This window comes from Noviherbaspirillum album (assembly GCF_035916955.1).
GTDB lineage: Bacteria > Pseudomonadota > Gammaproteobacteria > Burkholderiales > Burkholderiaceae_D > Noviherbaspirillum > Noviherbaspirillum album.
Genome location: NZ_JAWIIV010000001.1, coordinates 222,480 through 236,763, shown reverse-complemented (window position 1 = coordinate 236,763; position 14,284 = coordinate 222,480). Strand labels below are relative to the sequence as shown.

Sequence of the window (14,284 nt, the reverse complement as noted above, 5' to 3'; positions counted from 1 at the left end):
GAGAACGCACGTGCCGGCAACGCATAAGGCGCTACGGCGTTTACTTCGTTACAGTGACCTGCGGGTTCAATTGGCGGATTGGCCGGGATCCGCAGGCATGGTGTCTTGGAAACTGTTGCATCAGTATGCGGGTAACGCCATTCGTCCATCCAAAGCCATCTTGCAGCGGATACTCGCCGCCGCCGCCGCCACTCGCCTCTGGCGCTAGTTCACTGAGTGCGTACTTTTCGATGACCTTATGTTCACGATGGTAATACCCGCCAACGATCGATAGCCAGCGGCATGCGATGTCGTCGGCAAGCAGGTTTTCACCATAATCAGCCAGGCCCCGAATGGCCATCCACTGCAACGGAGCCCAGCCGTTCGGGCGGTCCCATTGCTGGCTGCTGACGACTTCCGTAGTGGCCAGGCCGCCCGGCTTGAGCAGTCGGGATGACATGGCAGCGACAAGACGGGCGGCCTGTTCACGCGTGGCCAGTCCAACAAAAAGCGGCGTCGCGCATGCCGCAGTGAGATTGGAACGAATACCGTTGCGTTGCCAGTCGTAGTCAAAGAAGGCACCCTGTTGCCCGTCCCACATGTATCGAACAATGGCGGCTTGTCGCGCACGCGCCTTTTTCAGGAAGCTGGCGCAGGATGCATGGTCTCCGACTAGCGAACTGAGCTCGCTGATCTTGAGTTCAAGTTTGTACAGAAGACAGTTGAGGTCGACCGGAAGAATCGCCGTAGTCCGTATTGTTTCAAGCGCGCAGGGATTATCAAGCCAGCGAGAGCTAAAGTCCCAGCCTGATGCCGCGGCCGCTCTCAGGTCGCGGTAGATGTCGTGGACTGGCCTCGTTCCCGATCCGGCCCGAGCGGTCATGATGTCCTCGATGTATGACTCGTCGCGCGGGCTGTCGCGGTCATCCCAATACCGGTTCAGGATCTCGCCATCCGGCATGCGCACGACATGCCGATGCACGTCACCGGGACGGAGTTCATCAACTTCATCCATCCAGTAGGCGTATTCCTTGAGCAGCTGCGGAAGATAATTTGTGGCCGGCTTGAGGCCAACGCTTTCGAACAGTTCCACCATCAGCGCAAAGACCGGTGGTTGCGAACGGCTCAGGTAGTAGGTGCGGTTGCCGTTAGGGATGTGGCCATAGGTATCGATCAGGTAGGCAAAGTTGTTGGCCATGTCGCGCATCAGGACTTTCCGTCCACTTGCTGCAAGGCCAAGCATCGTGAAGTACGAATCCCAATAGTACAGCTCCGTGAACCGCCCTCCTGGCACTACATACGGGTAGGGAAGGGGCAGCAAGGATGAGTGGGCGGGATGCTCACGCGGCTTACGGGTCAGCACCGGCCACAAGCTGTCGATATGAGCGCGCAGTGACCGGTCCGGATCGGATACATAAGCAGACACGGGCGTTTGAGGAATTGAAAAATGGGAGCGCACAAAGCGGGCAAGATCAAATCCGGGAATGGTTTTCTCCCGCCGGAAGGCATCGAGAATGTGCTTCGGGCTATTCTGGAGCGGCACGCAGTCGGTAAAGCATTTGCTGTCATCGAAGATCCGCTGCATTTGTACGGCGACGAATAATTCCTGATAGCGCTCGGAAGGCGTCAGGGTATCTGCCGGAGAGATCCGGGAAACCCTCCTGATTGAGGCAAGATAAGAATCCGTTCCGTTGCCCGCAGCGCGCGGCGTTGCAATTTCAATCTTCCGCATCGTAACCGGCATGCATTTCCCTTCCGTCTTGAAGGCTGTCATCTTCGTGACAGCGGATTATTACTCGGCGTAATTCCAAAGCAGACCACCGTCGACATACATTGTCGTTCCGGTGACGTAATCGGCGTCGGGCGAACAAAGAAAGGCGACGACGCCTGCAACATCGTCCGGCTTGCCCATTCGTTTCAACGGAATATTGTCGATCAGTGCAGCGACCTTGTCTTTATCGGAAAGTAATGCAGCATTGATTGGCGTGCGTATCGCCCCAGGAGCGACATTGTTGACGGTAATGCCGAGCGGCCCAAGCTCTACGGCAAGATTGCGGGTCATCATCTTCATACCGCCCTTGCTCATGCAGTAACTGCTAAAACCGGGGAAGGGCAGTTCTTCATGCACTGAACTGATATTGACAATCTTGCCGGTTCGGCCAGATTCCCGCAGGTACTTCACGAAGGCTTGGATTGTAAAGAAAACGCCTTTGAGATTGATGTCAAGCACACGTTGATAGGCCTCTTCCGTCGTCTCTTCGAGCGCCGCCTTGATTTCAATGCCAGCGTTGTTAACAAGCAGGTCGATTTTCCCTAATCGATCTACCCCTTCCTTGATTGCACGCTGGTCGTCTTCCACCTTGCTGATGTCGCCAAAACATATGCAGCCACGGCGGCCCAAGGCCGTAACCTGGGTAAGCGTGTCTTCCGCCAGGGGATCGTCAGGCAGTGCATGTACGATGATGTCGGCACCTTCCTGGGCAAGCCGCAGCGCAATTGCCTTGCCAATGCCTTGTGCAGCACCGGTTACCAGTGCGACTTTTCCGTAAAGCTTCATACGCGGTCTCCAGAAATGACGATCATGAATCTCTGATCAATAGGCTGCAGCAATAGTTGCAGATGCTATAAATCGGACCGCAGTGATAGGGGCTTCCGAGAACAACCTGTATCACCGCATGCCGGAACGCGTCAATCAGAAAAGCGGGAACTCCGATTTCCCCGGTTACGCTTGCATTTCACTGGATACGTTGAGAATACTGGCAACCACTCGAGTTCATACTTCGTCCAATGGCTCATTCAATGATCATGGTCAACATCAAGCACGTCGTATGCCACTGTCCGGAATTTGATCTGCTTCGATGATGAGATTGGTCGTTTTGGTAATCTAGGCTAGGATCTAACCGAGTGGTTACTGAAAATAGAAAGGCAACATCTGGTGTTTTTGTAGAACTGGGAAAAGTCTTCCGCACGCTCGCGATTGATGGATCGATTATGCGGGACTAGTGCTGCTTTTGCGCTTGAGCGGCAATCGAAAGTTGTCGAAGATCAACTCATTCGCACTCGTTGCCAACCTTGCTTTCGGTTCCACACTCGCTTCGCTTATGGATACCAACCCTGTCTCCCTGAGCCAAGGCTCGACGATGCACGAATCCTAAGCAACCATACATATTCGTGTCGGCATTTTATTTCCATTAGGAGCTGCCCATTTTCGCGAAACGAGCAATCATCTTCTCAGCCGCTGCCGGTAATAGCGCTACGCTTTCAAGTGGCACCGGCGTCATGGCAATTACGGCTCCATGCTGAATTTTCTGCGCAAGGGACGACCGCACGAACTGCTGATTCGGATCCGTTCCAGTTTCTGGTTCGTGCCGGCGCTGATCGTTATATTCGCCATCCTGCTGGCTTTCTCTCTGATCGAACTGGACCAGATTTACGATGACAGGCTCCTGGCGCGTTGGCCGCGCTTGCTCGCCAATGAAGCCGAGGGCGCTCGCGGTGTATTGTCGGCAATTGCCGGCTCGATGGCGACGGTGGCAGGCGTCGTTTTCTCAATCACAATTGTTGCTCTTTCGCTGACATCGAGCCAGTACACATCGCGAGTGCTGCGCAATTTCATGCGGGACCGGGCCAACCAGGTCGTGCTAGGGGTATTCGTCGGCGTGTGGATTTATTGCCTGGTGGTGATGCGAACCATCAGCGACGACGACGAATGGAAGTTTGTTCCGTCACTTGCTGTCCTCACCGCGGTGATTCTTGCGATCATCGCGAGCGGATTCCTTATCTTCTTTATCCATCATATTTCCTCGACCATCCAGGCGTCGGAAATTACTGCCTCCATCACCCGCGATACCTTGCGTGCCGTCGACAGACTTTTTCCAGACGAAATCCGCAATGGATCGGAGATGCCGGAGGCGCATGAACTTCAAGCCGGCCAGCGCTGGTACCCGATTCTGGCCGATGCGATGGGTTACATCCAGGGGATCAATGCCGGCAGTGTGCTTGCCTTCGCATGCGAGCGCAACACGGTGGTACGCATGGAGTCCAAGGTCGGCGAGTTTATCGCGCCGGGACGGCCATTCGCATCGGTGGCAATGGAGCATCCCCCTGACGCATCAACCTGCCGGGACCTGAACCGCGTTGTTGCCGTGGGAATCTATCGCACCATTGAACAAGATCCCGCCTTCGGCATACGGCAACTGGTTGACATCGCGCTCAAGGCCCTGTCGCCTAGCATCAACGATACGACGACCGCAGTATCGTGTATCGAGCATATTGCGGTCATTCTCACCCGGTGCGCCCAACGTTCTATGGTTTCGCTTCGCAGCTATGAAGGCGATACCTTGCGCGTCATTGCTCGCCGGCCGGATTTCGCCGAGCTTGTATCGCTTTCGTTCAGCCAGATACTGGAGAGCGCGGAAGGGAATACAGAGGTCCTGTTGCGCATGCTGCTCGCGCTGGAGCAAATCGCCTATGGGACCTGCGCAAGGCAAAGGCTGGCGACGCTTAGGTTGCATGTCAGACAAATTGAACAAGCCGCACTGCGCGGTTTGAAAGCCGACGAGGCGCTTCAGCGCATACGGGATTCCGTCAAACGCACTGATGCAGTGCTTGACTTATCCGAGTCAACCAAGATGTTGGATTGCGCTCCAGTAAGCAGGCCTTGAACTACAGTACATTTACCTCTCCCATGAACCTGGCCGCTTTGGTATTGGCCTCAAGCCCGATCAGGCCATCAAGTTACCCATCACCTGTCGTCGGTACATGGATGTGAATATCATTGCGCGACCTTAACGCTCAGGCCTGCTCGCGCCAGTCTCGGCGGGTCCTCAAAGCCGAGGAATACCTCTCCACCTACCGTGCGCAGCATGGCGTCGGTCTCAGCCTTGTTTTCCGAATCTAGCGACCGATAATAGTCGCGGGCACGCTGCAGCATCCAGAGACTGTACGGACGGATAATGCGTTGGCCTTCCCGCCCTTCGAGCATGAATGCATGCTTGCCGATGACGCGAGGTAGTGCTTCGTCCGGATGTTCCATTATCCACTGCCGCACATGGCGAGCAGAATCGGCAAGTACCGGTAACTGTTCGATGAACATCCGCCGCAATACCGGAAGCAAGGTCTGCGGTATTTCGTCATTGGGCAGAAAGGCTCCACTCAGCGGTATTGGGTTCTGCATTCGCTCGACCCATTGCGCCACAAGCGGGGCTGTCTTGCGCATGTGGTCGCCGCTTTTCGGATCCCGGTATTGATGAGCATAGAGCGGGCCGATAAGGCCGAAGTCGGCAATGGAGGGCCGATCGCCGAACAGGAAAGGATGGCATGCGAAGTGCCGGGACAAGTCGGCCAGAAGGCATTCGTAAGAAGCTTCAATAGCGGAATGCATGTGCGGCTCCGCTCCGAGCAGAACAGCGGCATTGGCAAAGGGCCCGGCACGACGGGCTCCGATCTCCCGCTGCTGCTCGGCTGACGCATCGGGCGCATTAAGTGCTCCAAACGCCTGGATTGCCCAGTCCCTGTTGTAATGCCACCGATAATGCATCGCCGGTATGACCAGCCACTCGTCACCATATGTTTCCAGTAACAGCGAAGCGAGACGCTGGCGCGGCGTATCCGGATAGACCGATGGTCCGGTGTGGCATGATTCCAGCGTATCGATGATTTCCGTGCTGTCTTGCAGACATCTGCCATCTGGCGCGATCACGACGGGAATAACGGGAAATCCCACTCGTGGAAGAATTATCTCCTTATAGACACCGGCATCGGATGCGATTTCTTCAAACGGAATATTCTTCCAGCGCAGATAGGCTCGCACCTTCCCCGTGAAGTAACTGATGTCTGCACCGTACAACTTATATGATTCGTTCTGCATGACCCCTCCGGCAGCTATGCGCCGTTGCTGGCGCCGTGAGATGGCTATGCTAACAGCAAAAAGCACGCTCGTACTATAATTTGTTTTCCTGAGATGGTCCATCTTCGGCGGCGATAAACCACCTTCCGCACAGTAATTCCAAGACTCGGAAAGGCGCTATCGCCGTTTACCTGCCGTTCGAGTCTCCCGCCAGCGAACGCCCAACCGGTTATTTAGGTCGAGCCGCAAGGCGGTGTCGGCTTCTACGAATTTTCAGGTCTCAACTACGGCTTTGGCATAGCTGGAGCGGTCGATGTCTACAACTTCGACAGACAACTGCGTGTTCAAACCGGTGCCTGATGGAAGATGCTGCTGCAATGCTTTCAATACCCGTTGTGAAAGATCTTGCTTAGCTTCGGGGCTGCGACCGGAAAGTATGGACAAGCGAGCGGCGACGAAGGCACGTCCTGCAGGTGCGGATCCCACGCGGAACGCTGCAACGCAACAGGCGCGACTCTTGATGTCGACTTCCTCAAAGTGGCCTGAGGCCACAAGTTCAGCATTTGCCGTGGCCAGGCAAGCCGCGGCATCGAACTGCGCAAGGTTTTCACTGTACTCGACGAAGAGATGGGGCATTTATGACCTGTTTAGTGTTGAATCGCGGAATGCAAGATTAGCATGGATGGGAGCCGGCCAAAATCGGACTCGCAAATTTCCGATAGCGGTGCCAACGGCAGCCGCGATAGGCCTCGAGGTGCAGGTAAGCGGCTTAACCGAATTGACAAACCACGCATGACCACATGACTGCACCGTTGCATGCACCTCAACATTCATCAGCGTGGACACCATGTCCTGGAAGGCCTGACCGCTGACCGCTGACCGTTTCTTGCCGAGCGGCGCCTGTCGTCTGATTAGCACTGTCGGCTTCATGCCAGGTTCCGTACGGTCGCCGTCGCGGCGTGTACTACCTTGTCGATCCTATTGATTCGGCCCGAAAAATGGTTCATTTTTCGGACTGCTGATTTCACCCTCCCCCTTTGGGAGAGGGTCGGGGTGAGGGGATCCGGCCCAACATATTTTCGGGCCGGATCTATAAACAGCCGTTTTCCTGCCTATACGCGAATGTTCCCATTCGCAATGAAGTGGATTTTCGGCAGGAGGCGTCGACTCTCAGTTTATTCAGCAAGCATCTATCAGGCTGCTTCGCGTTGCCGACACCACAGTGCAAACTCATGGGCCGGCAAGGGACGGCTGAACAAGTATCCTTGGGCCTGATTGCAACCATGTTCCGACAGATACTGCAGTTCGTACTCTGACTCGATGCCTTCACCATGAACATCGAGCCGCAAGCTGCGACCCAATGAAAGTATGGCTTCAGTGACGGCGCGAGACGCATGGTCACGCTCAATATGCCGTATGAACGACTGATCGACCTTCAGCTTATCCAGTGGCAAGCTAGTCAGACTGCTCAGGCTGGAGTAACCGGTGCCGAAATCGTCTAACGCGATGCGTACTCCGAGCGACTTGATCCTGTTCAGGATATCGACGGCTTCATTGACATCGTCCATGACCGCACTTTCGGTGACTTCAATTTCAATGCTGCCCGGACTCATTCCGGTTTCTGAAATAATCTCTCCAAGCTTTTTGGCGAACGTTGGATGCCTGAACTGCAGAGGCGACACGTTAATTGCGATCGTCAGCGCCATGCCTTGTCTTAACCAAATCCTATGCTGCCGGCACGCCTCTTCCACAACCCATTGCCCGAGGTCGGCAATCAGGCCGGTCGCCTCTGCAACAGGAACGAATCTGTCGGGGCCAAGAGTCGCGCCCTGGCCGTCCTCAAGCCGCACAAGAGCCTCGGCACCGATTAACTTTCCACTCTTGATATCGATCACTGGCTGGTAATGCAGACGAAAACCCCCTTGCGCAAGGGCTTTCTTAAGCCTAAGCTCGATCAGGATTTCTTCTTCTGCCTGCTTTTCAAGTTCCGTTGTATAGAAACGAAAACTTGCCTTTCCCGTCTTCTTGCAGTGGTACATAGCGAGGTCCGCGGTGTGGATCAGCCCGCCGACATCACGTGCGTGATGTGGGAAATAACTTATGCCAATCGAAGCCGACACACCGAGCTCCAGCCCATTGACGGAAATCGGCCGACTAAGACTGTCTATGATGTGCCGGGCAACAACGGCGGCGCGATGCCGGTCAGCGTTAATGTAAGAGAGGATGACCACAAACTCGTCACCGCCGAGCCGACCGACCAGGTCTTCGTCACGCGTACACGCAAGCAGTCGATTGCTAATCTCCTTTAATACTTCGTCGCCGGTCTCATGCCCGTAGAGGTCATTGATGGGTTTGAACCGATCGAGGTCAATGAACAAGAGCGCACCTTGGCTATGCCCCCGATTGGCAGCAGCAAGCAAGTGTTCGCAATACTCCATGACCAGGGCTCGATTGGGCAATCCGGTCAGGATGTCATGCAAAGCAGCATCGCGGATCTGGCGTTCGGACAGCTTTCGTTCACTTATGTCCTGGAGCGTCCCGTGCAATTCAATTACTTCGCCCCGCTCATCTTGGACAGCCTCGCATTTGGCGTTCATCCAGATTGTTGACCCGCTGCCGTGATTGACCTGTATTTCAAGGTCATAACCCTTACCGGTTCGTATTGCCTCTTGCGCCGCAGTATTCACACAGTCCCATGATTCTTCGGTGAGAAATGTTCCCCGCTGTTCGGCGAATGGTGGAACTTCTCGCCCGCAAACGGCAGCGAGCGACTCGGACGACGTTACTTGGCCGGTACGCACATCCCAAGACCAGGTACCGATTCTGGCTAGGCGATGCGCCTCCAGCAACTGCGCGTCCTTCGCGTTAAGCAGCGTGCTGGCGCGCCCCAGGGCTGCGGCGACTTTATCCGCCTCCTGGATGCCGGTATGGGGAATTATCGCCGGAGCTCCAGCCCCCAAAGCGGCAGACGGGGCGATAAGAACATTAAAGGAGCGAGCAATTTTTCCTCCCTTGAACCATGCAAGTGTGAGACCGAGCACAAACAGCGCTATTACACCCAGCGCAAGACTGGTACGAGGGGCGGAAAGTGCATCGCTTATTGAATCTTGCGGAATGCCGATCGCGACTGACCAGCCAGTGACGGGAGAGCGCCGATAGAATGTCAATGTTGAAATGCCTTCGTTCGTCGTCGCTTCTACTGCCCCCTCCGGAGCCGTCATCATCGCCTCAAGAAGTTTGTTGCTGGCTTTTTTGCCAATGAACTCGTCGAGGGATAAGTTGCGGCCAACGATAGTCCCGCCGCTGTCGAGAATGCCGGCTACCCAGTCCGACGGCAAATCTTGTGCCTTCAAAATCGCTTGAAAATGCTCTGGTAAGACACCGATACCTAATGAATAGGTGACCACGCCGTCGATTACCACAGGGACATCAAGGCTGATGATGGGATGCTTATACTGCGGGACTTTAAAAAGATCCGATGCGGCAGGCTGCCCGGTCGCGAAAACCCGCCGAACATGATCGCGCGATGGCTGAGGTGGAAGTGGAGCACCATATTCCTTTGAGGTATTGAGAATCAGTTGCTCCGCATTATTCCTCAATACAACATTGGAGCCGATCCCGGCGTCGGCAATGGCTTTCTGCGCCCGCTCATGAAATCGCTCAAAATGCCCCTGAACCAATGAATCCGCAGTAGCCAGGGCCTCAGCGGTTGCCTGAACCCGAAGCAGATGGCCGTCCACCGCTTGCGCTAACGCCCGGGCGGTATGGATCATGTCCCTTTCCTGTTGTACGCGGCCTGCTTGGTACTGAAGCGTGAATAGGACAATCGCCCCGATCACGCCGGGGAGCAGACACGCCAGGACTAGGGAAAGCAGAATGCTTCGTACAGACCGTCCGGATTGAGAAGTTTTTTGGTCGATCACGACGACGCTCGGTAGTTGGTATTGTTATGACGAAAAAGTGATGTTTTCTATCGCGCAAAGTAAGCTTTGATGTTACGTGGGACGAAGGATTCCCCCATGTACTACGACATTTCTGAGCAGTCGCAATAGTGAGTAGCCGCAATACGTGCTGGGGAGAACGTATGTCGAGCTGCAAGATGTCAGTGGATAACGATGAGGCCATCGGTCCCAACCGTTTCAGCCCGATTGGCGACATCGCTGGCCTGATCGAACAGCTGGGTGAGTCAAGCACGGCAGAGGCGTGCCGCCAGCACACACAGTAGCAACGCGATGGAATGCAGATCACCATTGATTAATGTTTCTCACTTGCAGTTCAGGCGGCAGGCATTCGCTGAGAGTTGAGTGAGCCTATTGCGCAGACAGGAATGGATCCGTATTGCCTCGAAATCGAGTAGCGTAAAGCGCCCTCATGGACAACATTAATGAAGCGGCTGTAATTCTGAACAGCATTACAGATCCGGCCCGAAAATATGTTGAGCCGGATTCCCTCGCCCCGGCCCTCTCCCAGAGGGAGAGGGGGAGATCAGCGGCCCGAACAATCAACCATTTTTCGGGCCGAATCAATAAGTTGCTTGCGGTGGGTGTAGCACTAACTCCCTCTTTCGTTACGGCTGAACGCTCAAGCTTCATGTCATGCCGGTTAGCCGCAGCCACTTCAATGGTCAACGGAACACCGGGGGCTCAGTGAGCAGGCTGCGCTTGACGCCGCCGTTGCCGGGGTCGCACGGGTTCGGCCCGTTTCTTTTCCACCCAGCGGCGCTTTTGTCGTTCTGCCGTCCAGCGCCAGCCAACTCCGGCCAATGCTCTTGAGCTTATCGGTCAAGGGCACTCCATTGAATACCGGTGCGTGGCACCAGAAAATCAGTGTGAACGCGCTCCAGTGCATGGGTATTCTTCGACTAGCGCTATTTGTACACCGACCGATGATTTTGCACACGGCTCCGCCCTGCCGCAACGCCGAGCCCTGGATTGCGATGACAGATTGGTTCCGTGAGCTCGGTTCACTATGGCAGGTTAAGGGTACGCGGTCAGCGGCAGCTTCCTGTGCAAGAGCAGACGTTCACTCATATTTATCAACTGTTCCAAGTCGACCCTTACCGGCCTCTCGGCTTTCACGATAGCGGACATTCAACGATCGAGGTAAAGGGCATAGGACGGTTCTGCCGCTATGGACGAAGTGAGCATGCGTGTCCCGGCTTGTCTGTCACTTGACCGAAACATTGGCGTCTGTCGGAATGGTCATCAGATTGAAACCTATGTGTTAGGCAGGAAGTCGCATTGTTTCCCCTCTTCAGTCCATACAGCATCGATATTAAATTTGGCCGTTCAAGTCTCTATGCTATTGAAAGCAGTATGAAGATGTCTAAATCCAGTGGCAGTCTATCTCCTCGATTGGGCGACCTTCATCCAACACAAGCTTTGGCCTTGTCCGTATCCTGGATCATTAGGAGCTCGAATAAATTAATCAGAAAGTTAATCGTTAGCGTTAAAAAAACCGAGCTAATATGTTGGAACGAAGATTTTTGACTTCACCCGACAAATTTCCATGGTCTAATCGAATTGAATACGTTGAATGTATTTCAAGGATTTTCCACGCTTACGACAGCATTTCCCGTCGTAACTGCGAATTTTCTCGGACCTATTCTAACAATGCCTTGAGGGCCTGGTATTCTAGGCGCCTCGCTTCCCAGCGTAAGCGCCTGAGAACCCTTGAACGGCTGACCTCCCATGACAGTACTTACCGAGCCATCCTGCCTTATCTTCCGGATTCCATCACCGAGCACACTGTCAGTGGTGATATAGATCGTTCCGTCAGTGTCCACTGCGATTCCGGTGGATGAAGAAAACCGAGCTTTGTCTCCCATTCCATCCAAGTTCAACGGCTCGCTGCCATAGGGCATAAAATTACCTGCGATGGTGTCAACCCTGCCGTCGGGAGAGATTTTCTGCAAGAGCGAAGTATATCCGTACGCAATCGAATAAAGATTGCCGGTCGCATCAAAAGCTATGCTACAGGCGTACAAGGTCGGCGTGCCAGCGATGGGATTAGCCGTCCCGACAAAATTGCTTACCGCTCCAGAGGGGCTGATTTTTTTAATAAAATAACCTTCTGCGATATAAATAGAATTATCAGGCCCCGCCGCAAGGCCGACGTCGTTGCATCTGCTTTGCAAAGGGCCGCTTACCTGGACAACTGCCAGCGTGCTGACTTGGCCCGAAGGAGTGATCTTTCTGATTGCATAGTCACCCTGTCTCTCCACATCACCGTTAGAAATCAACCTATCGGCTACATAAACATTCTCCGCTGCATCCACTGCGATGCTCATTGGTCCGTTGAATAATGCCTCGCTCCCGATACCATCGGTTATTCCGCTTGGGAACGGACCAATTACCCTAGGCTTGCCGGCCAAGGTGCTGACAACGCCCGTCGCGGAAATTTTCCGGATTGTAAAATTCCCCTTGTCTGCGACATAGAGGTTGCCCGAAGGGCCTTGTGCAAGAGCTGTCGGCTTCCTGAAACGAGCTGCGGCGCCCACTCCATCCATGGCCCCAATGCCGGGACCGGAGGGAATTGAATAATTTGATTCGGTCTCCGTGCTTCCGGCAATCAGTTCGACGACGGATTTTTGTGCCGTGCCGGAAGTGCTCGATGTGCCATCCCCTCCGCCACATGCAGCGATCGTCAGGAAGATGCTTAACGCGCCGATGCCTCGCACAATGCCTTTGCGGCCATCTAGATCAGACAATTTGAAATTGGCCCCGGAACGAACTTTCATTTAGAACTCCCAAACGTCTATAGTTTTCAGATTTTTATAGCAAACCATCAACTTTACTGTTTTTGCCAAAAAATGGTATGAAAAAGGTTGTAGAACACCTCTACGCATGAGATTTCTTGCTTCAGTAGTCAACTTCAGGAGGGGCTCCGGCAAATATGCTCACTCTGCCTTCAGGTATGATTTTGCGGACGTTCATATTCCAGCTATCAACTACGTATACGTTGCCTGCCTTGTCTTCTGCTTCTGACTTCTTTTGGCCGGACTCGGCAGTAGATCGCTTTCGCTCTGACCGGACTGACGATCCCGGCTGCTTTGCCGGCGACACTGCGTTGTGTGGGGGCGCCGAGCCCGCCATGTCGCGTCACCACGCCTTGTTTCGCCGGCAAACCACCTCGGCCTCGCCTAGTAGTCTGACACTGCTCACTTTTTTGTTTTAAAGCGGTCCAAGGGGATTGGCTGTCCAGGAGACTGTGATGAACCGGAAATATGTGCTGCAACTCACTGCGCAAGAGCGGACATGAATGGCAGCAATGGTGCGAACAGGCAAATCGGCGGCATGGAAGATCCGACTGGCGCATGCCTTGCTCAAGATGGACCAAAGCGACGGCTGACCGAGCTGGACGGATGCACGCATTGCCGAAGCGTTCGGCATGACGTCCCGCAGTCTGGAGAACTGGCGCAAGCGCGCAGTGCAGGAAGGGCTTGCGGCGCTGTTTGAGCGCCACTATGCCACGCGGCCAACCAGCCGCAAGCTCGACGGTGCTGGCGAAGCGCAGTTAGTCAAGCTGGCCTGTTCACGCGCCCCGGAAGATGCGGCTGGCTGGACCTTGAATTTGCTGGCCGACAAACTGGTGGAGCTGCGCGTTGTCGATGCGATTTCACGCGAAACCGTGCGGCGCACACTCAAAAAAACGACTTCAAACCGTGGCTGAAAGAGCAATGGTGCATCCCGCCGCTCATGATGCCGAGTTTGCCTGCCAGATGGAGCAGGTGCTGGAAGTATACGCCCGGCCGTACGATGCACGCTACCCAGTCGTTTGCATGGATGAACAGCCCAAACAATTGATCGACGAAGTGCGTGAGCCGGTGGTTGCACCGGACGGGACGGTTCGAGAAGATTTCGAGTATGCACGACGCGGGGTGTGCGTGGCTTGTATGTTCGTCGAGCCCTTGGCCGGTTGGCGTACGGTCGCGGTGAGCGAACGCCGCACGGCCGTTGATTGGGCGCAGCACATCAAGGAGGTGGTGGATGCACCCTGCTATAGGCAGGCCGAGCGGATCACGCTGGTATGTGACAACCTCAACACCCACCGATTGGCATCGCTGTACGAGGCATTTGCACCGGACGAGGCGCTGCGGCTGGCACGCAAACTGGACCTGTTGCATACGCCCAAGCATGGCAGTTGGTTAAACATGGCCGAGCCGGAGTTGAGCGCGCTGACACGGCAATGCCTGGACCAGCGCATCGGTGAGTGTGGACGCGTCGCCGACGCTTGCCAGGGATTGGGCCGAGACACGCAATAGCCGGCAAACGGGTATCGACTGGCAATTCCGCACAACTAACGCGCGCATCAAACTAAAGTACCTCTATCCGAAATTTGAAGCGTGACCGACTACTGGGCCAAACCGACCGCGCTAGGATTGATTCGCCTAAGAGAAAAGCCGCAATCTGCCGCTACTTCCAGCACGGTTGTGAAGAGGCAAACAAGAGGCGAAAA

Annotated in this window: 9 protein-coding genes; 3 read left to right on the top strand and 6 right to left on the bottom strand. The window is 54.8% G+C overall.

The features are described 5' to 3' along the window. Positions 1-40: 40 nt before the first annotated feature. Both treF and RY831_RS01020 read right to left on the bottom strand, forming a co-directional pair. On the bottom strand, positions 41-1,753 hold the full coding sequence (treF, locus tag RY831_RS01025) for an alpha,alpha-trehalase TreF (protein WP_326504471.1): 1,713 nt from the start codon (positions 1,751-1,753) through the stop codon (positions 41-43). A gap of 18 nt (positions 1,754-1,771) precedes the next feature. Beyond that, the gene (locus RY831_RS01020; protein WP_326504470.1) at positions 1,772-2,536 is read right to left on the bottom strand and encodes an SDR family NAD(P)-dependent oxidoreductase; all 765 of its coding nucleotides are present in this window, start codon (positions 2,534-2,536) and stop codon (positions 1,772-1,774) included. A 739-nt stretch (positions 2,537-3,275) separates the two neighbouring features. Here RY831_RS01020 and RY831_RS01015 point away from each other — a divergent pair. Next, a complete protein-coding gene (locus RY831_RS01015; protein WP_326504469.1) occupies positions 3,276-4,643 on the top strand; it encodes a DUF2254 domain-containing protein in 1,368 nt (455 codons plus the stop codon). A 110-nt stretch (positions 4,644-4,753) separates the two neighbouring features. Here RY831_RS01015 and RY831_RS01010 read toward each other — a convergent pair whose 3' ends face one another. The 4 genes from RY831_RS01010 to RY831_RS00990 form a co-directional block, all read right to left on the bottom strand. After that, a complete protein-coding gene (locus tag RY831_RS01010; RefSeq protein WP_326504468.1) occupies positions 4,754-5,848 on the bottom strand; it encodes a glutathione S-transferase family protein in 1,095 nt (364 codons plus the stop codon). 252 nt (positions 5,849-6,100) lie between these two features. Continuing rightward, the gene (locus RY831_RS01005; RefSeq protein WP_326504467.1) at positions 6,101-6,463 is read right to left on the bottom strand and encodes a 5-carboxymethyl-2-hydroxymuconate Delta-isomerase; all 363 of its coding nucleotides are present in this window, start codon (positions 6,461-6,463) and stop codon (positions 6,101-6,103) included. Positions 6,464-7,020: 557 nt separating this feature from the next. Continuing rightward, entirely contained in the window at positions 7,021-9,600 is a 2,580-nt protein-coding gene (locus tag RY831_RS01000) for a bifunctional diguanylate cyclase/phosphodiesterase (protein ID WP_326504466.1), read from the bottom strand. Positions 9,601-11,369: 1,769 nt separating this feature from the next. After that, positions 11,370-12,566 carry an NHL domain-containing protein gene (locus RY831_RS00990; RefSeq protein WP_326504465.1) on the bottom strand — a complete coding sequence of 399 codons (1,197 nt, stop codon included), beginning with the start codon at positions 12,564-12,566 and terminating at the stop codon, positions 11,370-11,372. Between the two features lie 632 nt (positions 12,567-13,198). On the opposite strand from RY831_RS00990, the gene RY831_RS00985 reads away from it, so the two are divergent. Beyond that, positions 13,199-13,498 carry a helix-turn-helix domain-containing protein gene (locus tag RY831_RS00985; RefSeq protein WP_437126200.1) on the top strand — a complete coding sequence of 100 codons (300 nt, stop codon included), beginning with the start codon at positions 13,199-13,201 and terminating at the stop codon, positions 13,496-13,498. A 7-nt stretch (positions 13,499-13,505) separates the two neighbouring features. Then, positions 13,506-14,090: an IS630 family transposase gene (locus RY831_RS00980; RefSeq protein WP_326504464.1), complete on the top strand. Its 585-nt coding sequence runs from the start codon at positions 13,506-13,508 to the stop codon at positions 14,088-14,090. Positions 14,091-14,284 lie beyond the last annotated feature (194 nt).